The organism is Larkinella punicea (genome assembly GCF_003334855.1).
In the GTDB taxonomy this organism is placed as follows: domain Bacteria; phylum Bacteroidota; class Bacteroidia; order Cytophagales; family Spirosomataceae; genus Larkinella; species Larkinella punicea.
Genome location: NZ_QOWE01000012.1, coordinates 61,789 through 80,389, shown reverse-complemented (window position 1 = coordinate 80,389; position 18,601 = coordinate 61,789). Strand labels below are relative to the sequence as shown.

At 52.8% G+C, this 18,601-nt stretch carries 17 protein-coding genes; 14 read left to right on the top strand and 3 right to left on the bottom strand.

The window, feature by feature from the left end; translation table 11 throughout:
• Positions 1 to 86: 86 nt before the first annotated feature.
• The 5 genes from DUE52_RS15730 to DUE52_RS15710 all read left to right on the top strand — a co-directional run bounded on the left by DUE52_RS15730 (position 87) and on the right by DUE52_RS15710 (position 4,486).
• Positions 87 to 1,223, top strand: coding sequence for a Gfo/Idh/MocA family protein (locus DUE52_RS15730; protein ID WP_114407094.1), 1,137 nt, complete (start codon positions 87 to 89; stop codon positions 1,221 to 1,223).
• 154 nt (positions 1,224 to 1,377) lie between these two features.
• Positions 1,378 to 2,523 carry a Gfo/Idh/MocA family protein gene (locus tag DUE52_RS15725; protein WP_114406985.1) on the top strand — a complete coding sequence of 382 codons (1,146 nt, stop codon included), beginning with the start codon at positions 1,378 to 1,380 and terminating at the stop codon, positions 2,521 to 2,523.
• 34 nt (positions 2,524 to 2,557) lie between these two features.
• The gene (locus DUE52_RS15720) at positions 2,558 to 2,932 is read left to right on the top strand and encodes a four helix bundle protein (RefSeq protein WP_114406984.1); all 375 of its coding nucleotides are present in this window, start codon (positions 2,558 to 2,560) and stop codon (positions 2,930 to 2,932) included.
• 56 nt (positions 2,933 to 2,988) lie between these two features.
• Positions 2,989 to 4,041 (top strand): sugar phosphate isomerase/epimerase family protein, encoded by a 1,053-nt coding sequence (locus DUE52_RS15715; protein WP_114406983.1) that lies wholly within the window; start codon positions 2,989 to 2,991, stop codon positions 4,039 to 4,041.
• 244 nt (positions 4,042 to 4,285) lie between these two features.
• A complete protein-coding gene (locus DUE52_RS15710) occupies positions 4,286 to 4,486 on the top strand; it encodes a hypothetical protein (RefSeq protein ID WP_114406982.1) in 201 nt (66 codons plus the stop codon).
• A gap of 12 nt (positions 4,487 to 4,498) precedes the next feature.
• Here DUE52_RS15710 and DUE52_RS32790 read toward each other — a convergent pair whose 3' ends face one another.
• The 3 genes from DUE52_RS32790 to DUE52_RS15700 form a co-directional block, all read right to left on the bottom strand.
• The gene (locus DUE52_RS32790; RefSeq protein WP_229312179.1) at positions 4,499 to 4,651 is read right to left on the bottom strand and encodes a hypothetical protein; all 153 of its coding nucleotides are present in this window, start codon (positions 4,649 to 4,651) and stop codon (positions 4,499 to 4,501) included.
• Positions 4,652 to 4,818: 167 nt separating this feature from the next.
• Positions 4,819 to 5,106, bottom strand: coding sequence for a hypothetical protein (locus DUE52_RS32785; protein ID WP_229312178.1), 288 nt, complete (start codon positions 5,104 to 5,106; stop codon positions 4,819 to 4,821).
• 65 nt (positions 5,107 to 5,171) lie between these two features.
• Positions 5,172 to 5,723, bottom strand: coding sequence for a hypothetical protein (locus tag DUE52_RS15700; RefSeq protein WP_114406981.1), 552 nt, complete (start codon positions 5,721 to 5,723; stop codon positions 5,172 to 5,174).
• 86 nt (positions 5,724 to 5,809) lie between these two features.
• On the opposite strand from DUE52_RS15700, the gene modA reads away from it, so the two are divergent.
• From modA to DUE52_RS15655, 9 genes are all read left to right on the top strand, one after another.
• Complete coding sequence (gene modA / locus DUE52_RS15695) at positions 5,810 to 6,547, top strand: molybdate ABC transporter substrate-binding protein (RefSeq protein ID WP_114406980.1); 738 nt, start codon at positions 5,810 to 5,812, stop codon at positions 6,545 to 6,547.
• Complete coding sequence (modB, locus tag DUE52_RS15690) at positions 6,544 to 7,215, top strand: molybdate ABC transporter permease subunit (protein WP_114406979.1); 672 nt, start codon at positions 6,544 to 6,546, stop codon at positions 7,213 to 7,215. The genes modA and modB overlap by 4 nt, the downstream gene beginning before the upstream one ends.
• A gap of 5 nt (positions 7,216 to 7,220) precedes the next feature.
• Positions 7,221 to 8,075: a sulfate/molybdate ABC transporter ATP-binding protein gene (locus DUE52_RS15685; protein ID WP_165840950.1), complete on the top strand. Its 855-nt coding sequence runs from the start codon at positions 7,221 to 7,223 to the stop codon at positions 8,073 to 8,075.
• Between the two features lie 592 nt (positions 8,076 to 8,667).
• Positions 8,668 to 9,507: an MBL fold metallo-hydrolase gene (locus tag DUE52_RS15680; RefSeq protein WP_114406977.1), complete on the top strand. Its 840-nt coding sequence runs from the start codon at positions 8,668 to 8,670 to the stop codon at positions 9,505 to 9,507.
• Between the two features lie 263 nt (positions 9,508 to 9,770).
• Entirely contained in the window at positions 9,771 to 10,583 is an 813-nt protein-coding gene (locus tag DUE52_RS15675; RefSeq protein WP_114406976.1) for a patatin-like phospholipase family protein, read from the top strand.
• Between the two features lie 72 nt (positions 10,584 to 10,655).
• On the top strand, positions 10,656 to 13,118 hold the full coding sequence (locus DUE52_RS15670; RefSeq protein WP_114406975.1) for a TonB-dependent receptor: 2,463 nt from the start codon (positions 10,656 to 10,658) through the stop codon (positions 13,116 to 13,118).
• Between the two features lie 21 nt (positions 13,119 to 13,139).
• Positions 13,140 to 14,336 carry a sensor histidine kinase gene (locus DUE52_RS15665; RefSeq protein ID WP_114406974.1) on the top strand — a complete coding sequence of 399 codons (1,197 nt, stop codon included), beginning with the start codon at positions 13,140 to 13,142 and terminating at the stop codon, positions 14,334 to 14,336.
• On the top strand, positions 14,308 to 15,084 hold the full coding sequence (locus tag DUE52_RS15660) for a LytR/AlgR family response regulator transcription factor (RefSeq protein WP_114406973.1): 777 nt from the start codon (positions 14,308 to 14,310) through the stop codon (positions 15,082 to 15,084). Before DUE52_RS15665 ends, DUE52_RS15660 begins: the two co-directional genes overlap by 29 nt.
• A 510-nt stretch (positions 15,085 to 15,594) precedes the next feature.
• On the top strand, positions 15,595 to 18,600 hold the full coding sequence (locus tag DUE52_RS15655; protein ID WP_114406972.1) for a SusC/RagA family TonB-linked outer membrane protein: 3,006 nt from the start codon (positions 15,595 to 15,597) through the stop codon (positions 18,598 to 18,600).
• The last annotated feature ends 1 nt before the right edge of the window (position 18,601 follow it).

Genomic DNA, 18,601 nt, shown 5'->3' with positions numbered 1-18,601 from the left:
TTTAGAGACCCAAAATATCCGGTCAGAATCAACCAAACTAACCAAACCTTCAGTTCAACAATAGTATGGCGCACAGAAAAATTCGGATGGGCATGATTGGCGGAAGCCTGGAAGCTTTCATTGGGGCCGTCCACCGCCGGGCCGCTGTTTTCGACGGCGAAATCGAACTGGTCTGCGGGGCTTTTAGCTCCAATCCGGAAAAATCAAAAGCCACTGGCTACGCTCTTTATCTGCCCGACGAACGTGTATACGGCAGTTTTGAGGAAATGATTTTGAAAGAAAAGGAATTGCCGGAAGGGGAACGGATGGACTTTGTGTCGATCGTAACCCCAAACCACATGCACTTTCCGCCCGCAAAACTGGCTCTTGAAAACGGTTTTCATGTGGTTTGCGACAAACCCATGACGCTGAATCTGGCGGAAGCCCGGGAACTGGCTCAGATTGTGAAAGAAACCGGCAAACTGTTCTGCCTGACTCACAATTACACGGGGTATCCGATGGTGAAAGAAGCCCGCGAGATGGTGCGGAGCGGCAAACTGGGCAAACTCCGCAAAGTCGTGGTGGAATACCCGCAGGGCTGGCTTTCGAAGCTGGAAGAAGCGACGTCCTACAAACAGGCCATCTGGCGGACCGACCCGGCCCAGTCGGGCGCGGCTGGTTGCATGGGCGATATCGGTACGCACGCGGAGAACCTGGCGGAATACATTACCGGTTTGAAAATCACTGAATTGTGTGCCGACCTGACGATCTTCGTCGAGGGGCGGAAGCTGGACGACGACGGCAACGTACTGCTGCGGTTTGAAGACGGTGTGAAGGGCGTTCTGCACGCCAGCCAGATTGCCAACGGCGAGGAAAATGCGCTGAGTATCCGGATTTATGGCGAACTCGGTGGCCTGGAATGGCGGCAGATGGAGCCGAACACACTGATTTACAAAACGCAGGAAGGGCAGCGGGTTTTCCGCCCGGCGGTTGGCGAATTATCCGCAGCCGCGAAGGCGCACATCCGGGTTCCGTCTGGTCACCCCGAGGGCTTTTTCGAAGCGTTCGCCAATCTGTACCGCAATTTCGCCGTCACGCTCCGAAGTGTCATGGAAGGCAAGGAACCCGACCCGATCTACGCCGATTTCCCCTCCGCAGAAGACGGCATCCGCGGCTTAGCCTTCATCGAAACCGTGCTCCAGTCGAACCAGTCCAATGAAAAGTGGACGAAATTCGTGGAGTAAAATGGGTTGTTTCGCGGAGTTGAACGGAGTAAAAGGAGTTTAGCGGAGATTTATTTTTTAAACTTTTATTTCTCCGCTAAACTCCTTTTACTCCGTTCAACTCCGCGAAACAATCCTCCTTTTTAAACCAAAAAACGTACTTTATATCTCAAAAATGGAAAAAATCAAAGTTGGTGTAGTTGGTACGGGCTTTATTGGTCCGGCTCATATTGAAGCCCTGCGTCGGCTTCCGAACGTCGAAGTAGCTGCTCTTTGCGAAGTCACGGCCGAACTGGCCAAACAGAAAGCCGACGCACTGGGGATTGCCCGTTCCTACACCTTTGACGAATTGCTGAAACAGGACGACATCCAGTGTATTCACATCTGTACGCCTAATTTTCTGCACTATTCGCAATCGAAAGCGGTCCTCGAAGCGGGGAAGCATGTGGTTTGCGAAAAACCGCTGGCCAAAGATCTGAAAGAAGCGGAAGAACTGGTGGAACTGGCGGCCAAAACCGGTCTGGTGAATGCCGTTCACTTCAATTTGCGGTATTACCCCCTGGCTCGTCAGATGCGGGTGATGCGGGAGAAAGGCGATCTGGGCGAAGTGTATTCGGTAATTGGGTCGTATTTGCAGGACTGGTTGTTTTACGAAACGGATTACAACTGGCGGCTCGAACCCGATAAGTCGGGCGACTCGCGGGCCATTGCCGACATCGGCTCCCACCTGATGGACATTCTGGAATACATTACCGGACTAAAAACCGTGGCCGTGCTGGCCGATTTCAACACCATTCACAAAACCCGGAAAAAACCGCTCAAAGCGGTGGAAACGTATTCGGGCAAGATGCTGCAACCGGAAGATTACGCCGATGTGCCCATCAACACCGAAGACCACGCCAACGTGTTGCTGCGGTTCGACAACGGTAACAAGGGCGTCATTACGGTTTCGCAGGTCTCGGCGGGTCGCAAAAACCAGATGAAACTGGAGATTGCCGGTTCGAAAAAAACCTTTGCCTGGAACTCCGAAGCCCCGAACGAAATGTGGATCGGTAACCGTGACGGCTACAACGAAAGCCTGATGCGCGATCCGTCGCTGATGTATTCTGAAGCGCGGTCGGTCATTTCGTTCCCCGGTGGTCACAACGAAGGCTTCCCCGACACCTCGAAGCAGATGTTCAAGGAAGTCTACGAAGCCGTTGCCGCTGGCAAACAGCCCGAAAACCCAACTTACCCCACCTTCGCCGACGGCTACCGCGAACTCCTGATCTGCGAGAAGATACTGGAATCGAACAAGAAGCAGGGGTGGGTTGAAATTTAATTTTGAATGAGTGAATGATAGAATGAGTGAATAAATGGAAGAGTTTTCACCGGTTTCTGATAAAGCAGCATTTATTGAAGAATTTAAGCGGAGAACCAAGCACTATGTTCTGAGAAGCGTTCGCGTTTTTCAAGCTTTACCTAAAACGAATGAGGCTCAGATAATTGGCAAACAATTTTTACGTTCAGCCTCCTCAACAGGAGCCAATTACCGGGCAGCGTGCCGAGCGAGGAGCAAAGCGGAATTCTATGCTAAATTAAGTATTACAATTGAAGAGGCTGATGAATCATTATTCTGGATGGAGATTTTAGCCGAAACTGAAATTATTCCGTTTGCAAAACTTGAGAGCTTAATGTTAGAAGCTACAGAGATTGTGAAAATATTATCTAAAGCCCGAAAAAACACCTGACGTTTGTTCATCCATTCTATCATTCACTCATTCACTCATTCAAAATTGAAAAGAACATGAAAACCATCAAAGGCCCGGCCGTCTTTCTGGCGCAGTTTCTGGGTGATGCCGCCCCGTTTAATTCACTGGATTCCATTGCCCAATACATGGCCGACCTCGGTTACAAAGGCATCCAGCTTCCGACCTGGGACCCCCGGGTGATTGACTTGAAAAAAGCCGCCGAAAGCACCACCTATTGCGACGAGCTGAAGGGCAAACTGAACGAGATCGGCGTGGAAATCACCGAACTTTCCACCCACTTGCAGGGGCAACTGGTAGCGGTTCATCCGGCCTATGCGTCGATGTTCGACGGGTTTGGTCCGGCCGAACTGGCGGGCAAGCCGAAAGAACAGCAGGCGTGGGCGGTGCAGCAACTGAAGTGGGCGGCCAAAGCCAGCCAGAACCTCGGCCTGACGTCGCACGTGACCTTTTCGGGCGCGCTGCTGTGGCCATACATGTATCCGTGGCCACAACGTCCGCAGGGCCTGGTCACCACGGCTTTTCAGGAACTCGGAAACCGGTGGAAGCCCATTCTGGATGCGTTCGACGAGTCGGGCGTGAACGTTGGCTACGAACTGCACCCCGGTGAAGACCTGCACGACGGCGTAACATTCGAGACGTTCCTCGACTACGTGGACGGCCACCCGCGCGCGGGAATCAACTACGACCCGAGCCACTTTTTGCTGCAGCAACTGGATTACCTGCAATTCATCGACTTCTACCACGACCGGATTTTCGCCTTCCACGTCAAGGATGCCGAGTTCAATCCGACGGGGAAACAGGGCGTGTACAGCGGGTATCAGGGCTGGGTCGAGCGGGCCGGACGGTTCCGCTCGCTGGGCGACGGGCAGGTCGACTTCTCCGGTATTTTCAGCAAGCTGTCGCAGTATGACTACGACGGCTGGGCGGTTCTGGAGTGGGAGTGTGCCATCAAACACCCCGAGCAGGGAGCGGCTGAAGGCGCACCATTTATCGAAAGCCACATCATCCGCGTCACCGAACGGGCGTTTGACGACTTCGCCGGAACGGGCGCTGACGAGGAATTTAACAAGAAATTACTGGGCTTGTAAAGTCTGGTTTGAAACCGATCCGAAACCTGTAAGGTCTTTTTTGACCTTGCAGGTTTTTTCATGTCGTCATCTGAAAATGGCGGTTAATGACACTGCCGGAACGAAACGGATGAGAAGTTTTTAAAACCGGACCCGGCTTTTGGCAGTTTAAAGGACAGGAATCACCGTTTGTCATAAACCGAACGGATTGATCCATCACCACACTACTTTTCGGTGGAAATCGTACTTTAAACGCTCAAAAACAATGGCAGGTCAAGGATCGGGCGGTAACGTGCTGGCTGCTCTCTGTAGTTTCTTCATTCCCGGTTTAGGTCAGTTGCTGCAAGGGCGGCTCCTGATGGCAATCATCCAGTTTGTGCTGGCCGGTGTTCTCTGGTTTTTTCTGCTCGGCTGGCTGATCCACTTGTGGTCGATTATTGATGCGGCCCGATTTAAGGGGAGTTGAGAGCGGGAAAACTTACCACTCAATCCCTTCTTCCCGCAATAACTCCGTCAGGTTCAGCACACAATCATCCAGTACCGGGACATTCACATCCCAGTTGTGGGTAATCCAGTCGCCAGTGCGATTGGCAATGAATATCTTCTGGGGCTGGGTGGTAATCCAGATCACGCGTTCAACACCAAAGTCAAGCAGCCGCTCGGTTTTTGCGTAAATATAGCTTTGCTCACGGGCCGAAAAATTCTCCAGATCAATCTGTACATCAATTTCAATGGCTACTTTGGGCGGTACATCAAAATATTTATTCGTCAGAATTAACCCTTCTTTTTCAAAAATGGCTACGTCGTTCGAAAAGTTACTCCCATGATCGACATGAAGGCCGGATTCATTTGAAAGACTAAATATCTTTTTCGATTGATCGTGCGACCTATAAACATAACAATAGCGGTCACAATGGCCGCTTGTAACGAACTACTTCCCATAATCTCAGCGGCTGTTTTCTTACCTGACAAAACGTCCTTGTAGCCTTTGTAATACAGAGGCTTTCCGTTGAGTGTTTCGTAAACCAGATAGGAGGGAACGCGTTTCCGGCGTTTGGGCTCCTCGAAGACAATGGGTATTGCCATGCGCTTGTTCATTCAATAAAATCAATACTACGTATTTTAATCGGCATTTTCAAGCCAGATTAGGCCTATCGCCGACCTAAATACACGTTGAGCGACAACTGAACACTGGGTTGAAACCAGCCCGCATCGGTGAGTTTGCCCACCTTCCCGACGCCTTCAAGCGCCAACCGCCGGGAAAGCGTCATTTCCAGACCTAGGCCGGCATTCAATTTGGTGCTGGAATACCGCGTTGGCGAACCGGGGGTTTCGAAGTCAATGTCCCAATCCCAGCCCTGAAACCGACCGTAGGATACGCCACCCAGTGCAAAACCACTCAGGAGTGAGCCATTCCAGAGGTAATACCGGGCGAATAAACCGCCTTCCAGACGGGTCGATAACAAATTGTGCAATTCTCCCTCTGCCCCAATCCACCACCGGTTGGCGGCAAAATAACCGACTTTGGCGGTCGTGCCCAAAACCGTAAGGCCAGCACCCGTCAACCAGCTTCCTTTCTGATGCTGGCTGACCACCTCCGCCTTCCATGCCGGATTCGGTTTTCCGGCCCATTCCAGGTGTTTCTGAGCCTGCCCGCTGAAGCTAAAAAGACACCCTGCGAGTAAAAATAAAAGATGTTTCATGGTTGTTTTATGAGGAATATAAACCTACTTATTCCCACTCATATTTCCAAGAACTCGTTATATTTGCCAGACCATAACGATCGTTCATGCGCCACGGGTTAATCCTGCTTTTTATTGTATTGACACTCCCGGCTACTGCCCAGAAAATCCGGGTGGCGGTGGCGGCCAATGCGCAGTTCGTCATGGAAAAACTGAAAGCCGGTTTTGAAAAGAAAACCGGTCTGTCTGTCGAATCCATCGTCAACTCATCGGGGAAGCTCACGGCCCAGATCCAGAATGGTGCCCCGTTCGACGTCTTTCTCTCGGCCGATCTCCACTATCCCGAACTGGTTTTTCGGGCCGGGCTGGCGCAGGCGAAACCGACAACGTATGCCTATGGCTTGCTGGTGCTTTGGACGCGGGCCGACATCGATCCCGCCCAAGGACTGGCCGTTCTGGCCGACAAACGCATTACGAAGATTGCCATTGCCAATCCCAAAACCGCTCCCTATGGCGCCGTGGCCGTAAACATGCTGACCCAGCAGAACCTGCTGAAAAGCTTACAATCTAAAATCGTCTACGGAGAAAGCATTTCACAGGTCAACCAATACCTGGTTTCGGGTGCGGTCGATGCGGGGTTTACGGCAAAATCGGTGGTGCTGGAGCCGGTTTTGCGGGGCAAAGGCCGCTGGGCGGATGTGAAAGGGGCAAAACCCATTGCGCAGGGCGTGGTTTTGCTCAAAAAAGCCACCGCCGGTTCGCAGAAATTTTACGACTATTTATTTTCGCCGGAAGCACGGGCTATTTTCCAACAATACGGCTACCAACTGCCTTCCCGCCGATGACCGATTTCGACTGGCAACCCCTGCTGCTTACGTTTCGCCTGGCCACCACCACGACGCTTTTATTGCTGCTGGTGGGGATTCCACTGGCGGGTTGGCTGGCCTTCACCCGCTTCCGTTTCAAACCGGTGGTCGAAGCCGTCATCAGTTTACCGCTCGTGTTACCGCCCTCCGTACTCGGTTTTTACTTTTTGCTGGCCTTTAATCCGACCGGTTTTCTGGGTGAGAAACTGCTTTCCTGGTTCGATCTGCGGTTGTTGTTTACGTTTGAAGGGCTGGTGGTGGCGTCTATTTTCTACAGCCTGCCGTTCATGGTTCACCCCGTACAGGCTGGCCTGGAAAATCTGCCGGTGTCGTTGCGGGAAGCGTCGTACACGCTCGGAAAATCCCGCCGGGAGACCTTCTTCCGCGTCTTGCTGCCCAACATCAAACCGTCGCTGCTGACGGGCCTGGTGCTGTCTTTCGCCCACACCATCGGTGAGTTTGGCCTGGTGCTGATGATTGGGGGGAATCTGCCCGGACAAACCCGCGTGGCTTCCGTGGCGATTTATGACGAAGTCGAATTGCTGCATTACGGAGCGGCCAATGCCTACGCCTTGTTGCTGCTGGTCATCTCCTTCGGTATTTTGCTGACAGTTTACGCAATTAACAAAAGATGGGTGATATTCTGATGCCAATGATCCATCTACAGGCCCGGATGAATCTGTTGTTTGCCAGTGGTCCGGCCCCGCTCGATGTTGATTTTAAGCTGGCGGCTGGGAGCCTGACCGGTTTGTGCGGTCCTTCGGGTTCGGGAAAAACGACACTCCTCCGGATTCTGGCGGGTCTGACAATGCCGGAAAGCGGTCTGATTCGGGTGGGTGACCGGATCTGGCTCGATACCGCACAACGGATGCAGTTGCCGACCCAACAGCGGAAAGTTGGCATGGTGTTTCAGGATGCTGCGCTTTTTCCCAATATGACTGTCCGACAAAACGTTGAGTTCGCGGCCGAAAACCGCCGGGATTCGTTGGTGGATGAGCTGCTTTCGCTGGTCAACCTGGTCAATCTGGCCGATCGCAAACCGGCAACCCTCTCGGGGGGGCAACGCCAGCGGGTAGCGTTGATCCGGGCTTTGGCGCGTCGGCCGGACGTCTTGTTACTGGACGAACCCTTTTCGGCCCTGGACTACGAAACCCGGCAGCAATTGCTCAACGAACTGGTTCGTTTACACCGGCAGTTTGGCACAACAACGGTTCTGGTGAGCCACCATCAGGACGAAATTCAACGGGTTGCCGACCGCATCCTGGAATTGAACCAGGGAAAGGTGACGGATATTGGAAGCCCATCTGTTGCAGGAAAAATAACGCCTGTTCCCATTATGGGTACCATCCAGGAGGTTCAGGTTGAGGAGACGACAACGCAGCTTCGGATTCGGTTGACAGACAACCTGGTCGTACTCAATGTGCCTTCAGGAGCGCAGGAGTGGCAGATTGGAGAAACCATTGTCGTATCCCTCGGTACCGAAACGCTGACCCGAAAGGCCAACTGAGAAAAGGTGGAAGGCCCTAAAAAGAAAAATCCCCGAAATGCACGGGGATCTTTGCTACCATTTTTCTCTGTCCTACCTACCTTACCCGGTTAGGAGTAAGGCTCAAAAAAAAGATCAGTATAACCATTCCATGCAACCGCTTCGGCGAACCGAAAACAGGAAGAAGGAACCTCTATACCGGACTTTCCGGTTGATCACTTATTTGCAAGCGAAATTTTATATATCATTGAATCCAGGAATCCATCCTGCATTTACAGGGTTATTGATAACCCGAAATGGAACAAATAACGTACGATGGATATGGATGAATTATCGAAACCAGCAACACCGGAAACGGCAGCCCTGTTACCTGCCCGGAAGGTGCAGTATGCAGTGAGATTCTTTAAGTTCATACACGTTGAGTATTCAATCAATGCCTAAAAGTACTAAATATGTCTGATAAATACAAGGCAAATCTAGTTTATAATGCATAAAATAGCGCTGTTTAATATCTTTTTAATGCCCCATTCTTTATCCAATGGGACACGGTATGCCAATAATAGTGTATATAGAAGTCTGATTGTTCATTTTCCAAGACCCCTTTAACCCTGCTATGACTGTACAAACGATCGATACCGGTTTTTTTAAATTAGATGGTGGGGCCATGTTCGGCGTTGTGCCGAAGTCGCTCTGGAACAAGGCCAATCCGGCCGACGAGCGTAACCTCTGCACCTGGGCGATGCGCTGTTTGCTGGTGGAAGAAAGCAACCGGTTGCTGCTGGTGGATACGGGACTGGGCGACAAACAGGACACCCGGTTTTTCAGTCACTACGAGCCCCACGGCGATGCGTCTCTGCTGAAATCCATTCGGCAGGCGGGGTATTCTGAAAAAGACATCACGGATGTTTTGCTGACCCACCTCCATTTCGACCATGTGGGCGGGGCGGTTTCCCGGACTTCCGACCAGCTCGTTCCCACCTTTCCATCCGCTACCTACTGGAGTCACAGTGCGCACTGGAACTGGGCCACAAATCCGAATCCGCGTGAAAAAGCGTCTTTTCTGAAGGAAAACATCGAACCGTTACAACAGAGCGGGCAATTGCAGTTTGTCGACCAGGGCGGTTTTTCCTTCCCAAACGTCGACCTGATTCAGGTCGATGGCCACACGGAGAACATGACGCTGCCGGTTTTTCAGGCCGGCAACCGGAAAGTGGCCTATGTGGCCGATCTGATTCCGTCGGCAGCCCACGTTCCCTTGCCCTGGATCATGAGTTATGACGTCCGCCCGCTGCTGACGATGGAGGAAAAAACGCGTTTGCTAAAGCAGGCGGCTGAGGAAAACTGGATTCTGGTGTTCGAACACGATCCGGTTGTTGAAGCCGCCACCGTCGAAGCAACTGAAAAAGGCATCCGGATTCGGGAGAAAGGACAATTGGCCGCGTTGTTGGAATGAACCGCAACGGGATTATTAAATGGAATGTCCGTAGCAAATTCAGCATCCGCTTCGTTACCTGAATGAGGAAATGCGGTTAAATTTTCCGTAATTTTTCGGGTATACGAACGTCATCGTCTTTAGAGTTTTCGTCTACTAATTCTTTATACCTTCGCTTTTGCCCCTAAATCCCCTAAAGGGGACTTGGACTCCGCTTAATCCGGATGCTTAAAGTCCCCTTTAGGGGATTTAGGGGCAAAAGTGAACGTCATCGTCTTAAAAAAATGAAAATTGGCTTGGTGCTTTCCGGAGGAGGGGCGCGGGGAATTGCGCACCTGGGGGTTTTGAAAGGCTTGCTGGAAGAAGGGTTTGCGTTCGATCAGATTGCGGGAACGAGTGCGGGGGCCATTGTCGGCGCCTTGTTCGCCAATGGCTATACGCCCGACGAAATCCTGAAAATTATTGAAACAACGCCCTTTTACCGCCACGTTCGGCCCGCGTTTACCCGCTTGGGGCTGCTGCGGCTCGACAAAGCGGAGGAATTATACCGGAAATATCTACCGCACGATAGCTTCGAAAGTCTGCAAATCCCGATGCATGTGGTGGCAACGGATCTGACCGAAGGCGTTCTGACGGTATTCAATACCGGCGAATTGGTGCGGCCCATTCTGGCTTCCTGCAGCCTGCCCGGTATTTTCGAACCTTACCTGATCAACAAACGCCAATACGTCGACGGGGCGGTTTTGAACAACATGCCCGTCGAAGTGATAGCAGACAAGGTCGACCTGATCGTGGGGATTCATTGCAATCCATTCGCAACCCAGAAGCCGATTACGTCTGTCAAAGGCGTTTTGGAGCGCAGTCTCATTCTGGCCGTCCGCAGCAAGACCCGGGAGCGGCTGGCCAAATGCCACTTGCTGATCGAACCGCCCGAATTGAGCCGCTACGATGTTTTCGATTGGCGTCGCGCCCGGGATCTTTTCCGGATTGGTTATCAATACACCCAGACGATCAAGCCCCAGTTGATCAGGACGCTGGAGTCGGCATTCACTTCAGATACGATCTCCCCCAATTCAAACAATAAAACCCCCGGTTGAGCCAATTGAGTCTGGGAAGACGCATCGGGAAGTCGTAGTTTTCATCAGAAAACAGCTTTCCATGCCCCCGTAATGGTGAAACGTGTCCTGATTGTTGCGCTTCTTTTTGTTTCCGGTATCCTGACGGCCCAGCCTCCGCAATTCGGCGGGGTGACGGGTCTGGTACACGATTCGGGGGGCAGTCCGCTGGAGTTGGTGACCTTGCTGTTGCTGAAAGCGACCGACTCGACCCTGGTGAAAGGGACGGTGAGCAATCAGCAGGGCGTGTATGAATTTGAGACCATTCCTGCCGGGACCTATCTGGTGGCGACCTCGCTGGTAGGGTTTCAGAAAACTTATTCCAGAGTCTTTTCAGTAGGCGAGAACCAGTGGAACAACCAGTTGCCTTCATTGGTGGTTCGCGAAGAAGCCCGGCAATTGTCCCAGGTGACGGTGAAGGCCCAAAAACCGTTCATCGAGCAGCAACTTGACAAAACGGTTCTCAACGTTGAAAACAGCATTGTGGCCACAGGTGGAACGGCCCTCGAAGTACTGGAAAAAGCGCCCGGCGTGGTGGTGGATGGGCAGTCGGACCGGATCAGCCTGAAAGGGCGCGACAATGTGCTGGTGATGATAGACGGCAAGCCCACCTATTTGTCGGCCGCCCAGGTGATGGATTTGCTCCGGAACACGCCCAGCAATACCATCGAAGCCATTGAACTCATCCAGAATCCGCCCGCCCGCTACGATGCCGCCGGCAATGCCGGTATCATCAACATCCGCCTGAAACGCAACCGGTCGGCTCAACGGCTCAACGGAAATCTGACCGCCGGATTGGGTCAGGGGCGGTTTTTGAAATACAATACGGGCCTGACACTCAGTGCCCGGACTGGCCCGTGGAGTTGGTTTGGTACCTACGCATTCGATCAGCGCGACTACTGGTCGGTAGCCAACATCGACCGGCGGCTGGCCCCGGACGGACAGCCACTATTGATCCGGCAGGAAACCTACCGACCCATTCAAAACACCAGCCACTCGTTTCGGTTTGGAACCGATTTCTCGCCCAACCGCCATTCGACCATCGGATTGCTGCTGAACGGCATGAACGTTGGCAACCGCTCGCAGGGTGGAACCACCAGTGTGCTTTACAAAGCCGGTGTTCTGACCTCCACCGAGGAAACCAGGAACAACAACCAACGCAGCATCGACCGGCTGGCGGCCAACCTGAATTACCGCCATCGGTTCGACACCACGAGCCGGGGCGGCAAGGGACGCGAATTGCTGCTGGATGTCGATTATTCCGATGCCTCGTTTCGGCCGCTGGAACAGTTTGAAAACCGCTACCTGAACCCGCAGGGCGTCGAAACCGGTCCCCGGGATTTTCAGCGACTCCATACTGTATCGAAAGCCCTGATCCGGGCTGCCAAAGCCGATTATGTGCATCCCATCGATCGGCAGACTACGGTGGAAGTGGGTTGGAAAAGCAGTTTTGTGACGCTCAAAAATGATTTGCGGTTTGAGACCAAACGCGCGGAAGCAGGACAAACCGTGCCCTGGCAGCTCGACACCAGCCGTACGAATCAATTCGAATACCGCGAAATGATCCACGCCGGCTACCTGACGGGCCGCCGAAACTGGGCTAACTGGACGTTGCAAGCGGGTCTTCGGCTGGAACAGACCCGAACCGAAGCCTATTCGGTAACGGCCCATCATACCGTGAAGCGATCGTATCTGAACCTCTTTCCGAACGTATCGCTGACCCGCCAGGTGGGCAAAAACCACCAGTTTCAGTATACCTTCAGCCGCCGGATCGACCGGCCGGACTACCAGTTTCTGAACCCCTTCATCCGGATTTTTAGTCCGTATATGTACCAGCAGGGCAATCCATACCTGAAACCGCAGTATACCAACGCTTTCCAACTCGGCTACAGCTATAAGGAAGAAACGACCGTGAGTGTGAGTTATGCAAAGACCCGGGATGTCATTGCCGACATCAACGAACAGAACAATGCCACCGGCGTCACGCGGGTTACGCTCGTCAATCTGGCGAAACAAACGGTTTTGGGGCTGAATCTGAGTACGCCTGTGCGATTTACCCGTTGGTGGTCGGCCCGCAATACCGCCAATGTATCGTACAGTTCCTACCAATCCGGGGTGGGCGGAACACCACTGAATATGGCCTGGACGTCGGCCAATCTGACCAGCAATCATACCTTCGTTTTTCCGCACGGCCTGTCGGCTGAACTGGCGGCCTCTTATAATTCGCCATACGTCTACAGTCAGAACAAAATGCGGGCGTATGGTCAGGTGAGCGTCGGCTTTCAGAAAAGTTTTTGGCAGAAAAAAGCCGTTCTGCGATTCAACTGGGGCGATCTGTTCCAGACGCAGCGCTATCGGGGAACGCTGCAGTTCCAGCAAATGGATTTCCGGTTTGCATCCTACGCCGAAACCCGCGTCGCCCGCCTGACGTTCACGTACCATTTTGGAAACCGGGAATTGAAAGGAGCCGGGAATCGTCGGACGGTTTCGGAGGAGGAACAACGCCGGATGAACTAACCCATACCTGTAAGAATCCCTATGAAAAACTTCATCAATAAACTTTTGCAGCAGGCCAGCATCCCGATTACCAGCCGCCAGTTCTGGCGTTATTCGCTGGTTTTCTGGGGTGTTCTGGCCATATTCTCGTACGTTCAGAGTACGCTGGTTTGGTTGTTGGGCAGTAAATCGAAAATGTACATCGCCGAATCGGTTGAATGGTTCATTACGTATCTGATGTGGCTCGGGTTTACGCCCCTGATTCTGAAAGCCGCACAGCGTTTCCCGATCCGGCTGCTGGAACGCAAAGGCGCGTGGATCAAGTCGTTGTCCATTCACGTGCTCATTGCCTCGGGTTTTTCGCTGCTGGTTTCCAGTGTCGCATATCTGCTCGTTTCGCCCTTGTATTCCTACGAAATCGGGAAGCCGATTGGCCCCGAAAACATACCCTTCTGGTTTTTCTGGTCGTATTCACTGCGTGTTACCAACTACCTGCTGGTTGTGGTCGGGTACAGTATTATTTCCTACACCCATCGCTACCAGGCACTGAAAGAACAGAATCTAACGTATGAATTGAACAATGAGCAATTGAAGACACAACTGGCCGGTGCGCAGCTTCAGGCGCTGAAGATGCAGTTAAATCCGCACTTCCTGTTTAATACGCACCATGCCATTGTGAGTCTGATGCTGCAAAACGACACGCGGAAAGCCATCGACATGGTCACCACGCTGAGCGACCTGCTGCGGGGCGTGCTGGCACACCAGGATTCGAATTTTCTGACGTTGCGGCAGGAACTGACACTAACCCAGCAGTATCTGGCGATTCAGCAAATCCGGTTTCAGGATCGGCTCCGGATCGAGTACGACATTGACCCGGCCACCGAAAACTGTCCGGTTCCGCAGTTGCTGCTGCAGCCGCTGGTCGAAAACGCCGTGACGCACGGTATTTCGGGGCTGACCACCGACGCCCTGATTCGCATCAGTACCCGTCGGCATCCCGGCGAAATCCAGATTTCGATTTTTGACAACGGGCTGGGCCATCGCCGGAAGAGACGGGAGGGGGGCGGTCTTGGTCTGAATAACACCCGTTTGCGACTCCGTCAGGCCTACGGCGATGCGGCTCATTTTACCATCGAACAACCGCAGGGTGGCAGCACCATCGTGACGCTTTTATTTCCCTGCGAACCCAGTTTGCTCAACAACTCTACGCATGAAAACCTATCGCTCGCTCATTATTGACGATGAAATGCTGGCCCGGAGTGTTATTCGCACCTTTTTGCAGGCCGATCCGTCGGTCACCGTAGTGGGCGAAGCGGGCAACGGCACCGAAGCCGTCATCAAAATTCTTCAACACCGTCCCGATCTGATTTTTCTGGACATTCAAATGCCCGAACTCGACGGTTTTGAGGTGCTGAAAGAAATCTGGCCCCACCACCAGCCGTTTGTGGTGTTTACCACAGCCTACGATCAGTATGCCCTGCGGGCCTTTGAGGTCAACGCCATTGATTATCTGCTGAAACCGTTCAATGAAGTGCGCTTTCACCAAGCGCTGGGGCGGGTGCAGGAGCGGCTTTCGCAACGGACCCAGCCCCGGATTGAGGCCCTGGTGAATCAGTTGATGAGCGAACAGGCCGCGCAACCCAGCGGGGCCTATCTGCGCCGGATTCTGGTGAAGGAAACCGGCCGGATGTATCTGGTCAAGGCCGACGACATCAGCTACCTGGACGCCGACGGCAATTACATCACCCTGCACACGGCCCAGGAGCGGCACACGATTTACGACAGTTTGACGAGCCTGGAAACCCGGCTCGATCCAACTGATTTTGTGCGAATCAACCGCTCCTACATCGTCAACCTCAATTACATCGCCGAGGTTGAAACCTATTTCAACGGGGAGTACATCGTTAAGCTGAAAACCGGTCAGCAACTGAAGTGGACGCGCAATTACCGCGACAACCTGAAAGCGTTTTACTCCAAATCGGCCTGACGCAACGGCATTCGGGGCATTTCAACTTTCCTTTGCTACTGAATGACAACAATCATAGACTAGGTGTTTCTCTGACTGTTAATTCGGTTACATCGGAAGATATTCTTTCCATTTTAGTCGGTTTTTGGTAAAGATTAAATAAAATATTTAATCTTTCTAATAGGATTATGAGTGTAATCCCAACCAGGAATCGATGCCGGGAGTCACCCAATGAGAAAGTTGACCGGAGCGAATACCGGATCGTGACGGTGCCGTAGGAAGGTATTCAGAATAAATCAAAATTAATAGGTAATTGTTTGATTATTAAGTAATTATTGTATTTTTGGTGATTGGGAATTGATTGCCGGACTCTAGAGTACCTGGTAAATAGTATGCAGGCATACATTTTTTTTGATGATAAGGCCCTTCATATCCCGCAAATTGCATTAAATTGCGTTTAAGTAAACTCCCCTTTTCCGGGGGATTGTTTTTTTTAATTTTTATTTTTTTCAACAAACCAAACCTATTTGTATGAGAAGATCATTACTGCTTAGCTGTCTGCTAATCACCCTGGTGTGGGCCTCGGCGATGGCGCAGGATCGGCAGGTGACTGGAAGAGTCACCTCCTCCGAGGACGGATCGGCCTTGCCGGGTGTTTCCATTCAGTTGAAGGGAACCCAGCGTGGAACCCAGACCGATGCCAGTGGCAATTATGCCCTCAGCGTACCGACATCGGGTGGTTCGCTGGTTTTCAGTTTCATCGGAACGACCACGCAGGAAGTGGAAATTGGCAACCGCAGCACCATCGATGTGAAGCTGGTGAACGACACCCGCGCCCTGAGTGAAGTGGTCGTGGTGGGCTACGGAACGCAACAGCGCCGTGACCTGATTGGGTCGCAACTGACCGTGAAGGGCGATGATATTGCCAAGCTTCCGGTGCAAACCTTCGAAACGGCCTTGCAAGGACGGACGCCCGGGGTTCAGATCACGCAGGGGAGTGGCAAACTCGGTTCGGCACTGCAAATCCGGGTTCGGGGCGCGGCTTCGATCTCCGCCGGGAACGAACCGCTGTATGTGCTGGATGGGATTCCCATTACCTCGCAGGATGTCAACACAACCGACACGGAACTGTTCAGCCCGTTGGCCGACATCGACCCGAACGACATCGAATCCATTGAAATTCTGAAAGATGCCTCGGCCTCGGCGATTTATGGATCGCGCGCCAGCAACGGGGTGGTGCTGATTACGACCAAACGCGGGAAAGCCGGCCGGACCAACATCCAGATTGGCTATTACACCGGGATTACGAACGCAACCCGCAAGCGGGAATTTTTGAACGCGGCCGAATACAAGGAACTGTTTACGGAATCGTTGACCAACGCGGGCATCGATCCCAACGATCCGAGCGACGGTTTTCCGGGCTACGGTATTGATCAAAACTCCGGCATCGACAGCGACTGGGCGGGAGCGGCTTTCCGGCAGGGAGCGGTCAACCAGGCCAACTTCGGGATCAACGGCGGGAACGATAAAACCCGGTTTAGCCTGAGCGGAGCCACCAACAAGCAGGTCGGTTTCATCGTCGGTAACAATTTTCGCCGGAACAACATGCGGTTGAACCTTGACCACACGGTGAGCAAGAAACTGAGCGTGGGTGCCAGCATTGCTTTCTCGACCATTATCAATAAGAAGGTGTCGGGCGATAACGCCTTCTCCAACCCGATTCAGTTGAACGCCCTGCCACCCCTGCAGGCGATTTACAACCCCAGCGATCCGACGGGCTATAACCGTTCGACGCTGTATTATAACAACCTGGTGGAGCTTGACAATGCTTCCAACTACGCCCGCACTTTTCGCACGTTCGGGAATATTTTCGGCCAGTACCAGCTTCTGCCGGGTTTGACTTTCCGGAGCGAGTACGGTTTTGATATCTTGAATTTGCAGGAAGAAATCTACCAGGGCCGGGTGACAGAAGACGGAGCCCCGACCGGCTACGGCTACCAGGCCATGACGCGGGTCAACAACTGGACCACGAACAATACGCTCAGTTATCTGAAAAACATCGGTACCGACCACACAATCGACATTTTGGCCGGGATGACGTATCAGGAGCAGAATGTGCAGGATGTTCGGGCGGAAGGCCGGAATTTTCCGAACGACAAGTTTCAGGAACTCGCCAGTGCCAGCCAGAAAACGGATGCCCGCTCGACCGAAACCGGTTTCAGCATTCTTTCGTACCTGGCCCGCGCCAACTACAAATTTAAAGACCGCTATCTGGTGGGCTTTACGGGCCGGATCGACGGTTCGTCGCGCTTTGGCGCCGACAATCGCTACGGTTTTTTTCCCTCGGCTTCGGTGGGCTGGATTCTGAACGATGAGCCGTTTATCAAAAACGCCCTGCCGATTCTGAGCCTGCTCAAACTGCGCGCCAGTTACGGCTTGACCGGGAATTCGGAAATCGGCAACTTCGACTCACGCGGGTTGTACGGAACCATCAATTACGCCGACCAGGTCGGTATTCGCCCGTCGCAGGTGGCCAATGCCGCATTGCGTTGGGAAAAATCGACGCAGTTTGACCTGGGTCTGGAGTTTGGTTTTCGCAATAACCGCATCAACGGCCAGATTGATTTCTACAACAAAATCACCGACGATTTGCTGTTGAACGTGCCACAACCGGCCATCAACGGTTTTTCAACAATTGCCCGCAACATCGGCAGCATGCGCAACCGGGGTCTTGAATTCAGCATCACCTCGCAAAACCTGGTTGGTGCTTTCCGCTGGTCGACCAACTTCAACATCTCGTTCAACCGCAACAAGGTGACGCGGCTGGATGTGTCGCCCATCCGGGCCAATTCCCGCTTCCTGAGCTACGTGACGGTGGGCCAGCCGTTGGGTGTTTTCTACGGCAAAAAATACCTGGGCGTCGATCCGGCCAACGGCGATGCCTTGTATCAGGGGGCTGATGGGCAACCCACGAACAACTACGCTTCGGCCCCGGAACTGTTTGTAGGCGATCCGAACCCGGATTTTACGGGCGGTCTGAACAACAACTTCTCTTACAAAGGTTTCGATCTGAGCGTGCTGCTCCAGTTTGTGTCTGGCAACGACCTCTTCAACGTTGCGGGGATTTACCAGTCGGTGAACGGTGATTATTTCGACAACCAGACCAAGGATCAGATGAATCGCTGGCAGAAACCGGGTGATGTGACAGACGTCCCACGCGCCGAATTTGGAGCCGCCAACGGAACCAGTATTTCATCCCGCTGGATGCAGGATGGCTCGTTTTTGCGGGTGAAAACCGCTTCGCTGGGCTACAACCTGCCGAGTGCATTCCTGAAGAAAGCCTTCATCCAAACCGCCCGGGTTTACGTTTCGGCGCTGAACCTGTTCACATTTACGAAGTATACCGGCTACGATCCGGAAGTGAACACGCAGTATATCAACTCGACCAACCAGACGGCCAACATTGCGTTAGGGCATGACTTTTATACTCCTCCGCAGGCGAAAACCTTTACGTTTGGTGTGAATCTTGGCTTTTAAT

Excerpts from the sequence above, each read along its gene's own strand:
- DUE52_RS15730 (WP_114407094.1), top strand. The coding sequence starts at position 87 with ATGGGCATGATTGGCGGAAGCCTGGAAGCTTTCATTGGGGCCGTCCAC.
- DUE52_RS15725 (WP_114406985.1), top strand. The coding sequence starts at position 1,378 with ATGGAAAAAATCAAAGTTGGTGTAGTTGGTACGGGCTTTATTGGTCCG.
- DUE52_RS15720 (WP_114406984.1), top strand. The coding sequence starts at position 2,558 with ATGGAAGAGTTTTCACCGGTTTCTGATAAAGCAGCATTTATTGAAGAA.
- DUE52_RS15715 (WP_114406983.1), top strand. The coding sequence starts at position 2,989 with ATGAAAACCATCAAAGGCCCGGCCGTCTTTCTGGCGCAGTTTCTGGGT.
- DUE52_RS15710 (WP_114406982.1), top strand. The coding sequence starts at position 4,286 with ATGGCAGGTCAAGGATCGGGCGGTAACGTGCTGGCTGCTCTCTGTAGT.
- DUE52_RS32785 (WP_229312178.1), bottom strand. The coding sequence starts at position 5,106 with ATGGCAATACCCATTGTCTTCGAGGAGCCCAAACGCCGGAAACGCGTT.
- DUE52_RS15700 (WP_114406981.1), bottom strand. The coding sequence starts at position 5,723 with ATGAAACATCTTTTATTTTTACTCGCAGGGTGTCTTTTTAGCTTCAGC.
- modA (WP_114406980.1), top strand. The coding sequence starts at position 5,810 with ATGCGCCACGGGTTAATCCTGCTTTTTATTGTATTGACACTCCCGGCT.
- modB (WP_114406979.1), top strand. The coding sequence starts at position 6,544 with ATGACCGATTTCGACTGGCAACCCCTGCTGCTTACGTTTCGCCTGGCC.
- DUE52_RS15685 (WP_165840950.1), top strand. The coding sequence starts at position 7,221 with ATGATCCATCTACAGGCCCGGATGAATCTGTTGTTTGCCAGTGGTCCG.
- DUE52_RS15680 (WP_114406977.1), top strand. The coding sequence starts at position 8,668 with ATGACTGTACAAACGATCGATACCGGTTTTTTTAAATTAGATGGTGGG.
- DUE52_RS15675 (WP_114406976.1), top strand. The coding sequence starts at position 9,771 with ATGAAAATTGGCTTGGTGCTTTCCGGAGGAGGGGCGCGGGGAATTGCG.
- DUE52_RS15670 (WP_114406975.1), top strand. The coding sequence starts at position 10,656 with ATGGTGAAACGTGTCCTGATTGTTGCGCTTCTTTTTGTTTCCGGTATC.
- DUE52_RS15665 (WP_114406974.1), top strand. The coding sequence starts at position 13,140 with ATGAAAAACTTCATCAATAAACTTTTGCAGCAGGCCAGCATCCCGATT.
- DUE52_RS15660 (WP_114406973.1), top strand. The coding sequence starts at position 14,308 with ATGAAAACCTATCGCTCGCTCATTATTGACGATGAAATGCTGGCCCGG.
- DUE52_RS15655 (WP_114406972.1), top strand. The coding sequence starts at position 15,595 with ATGAGAAGATCATTACTGCTTAGCTGTCTGCTAATCACCCTGGTGTGG.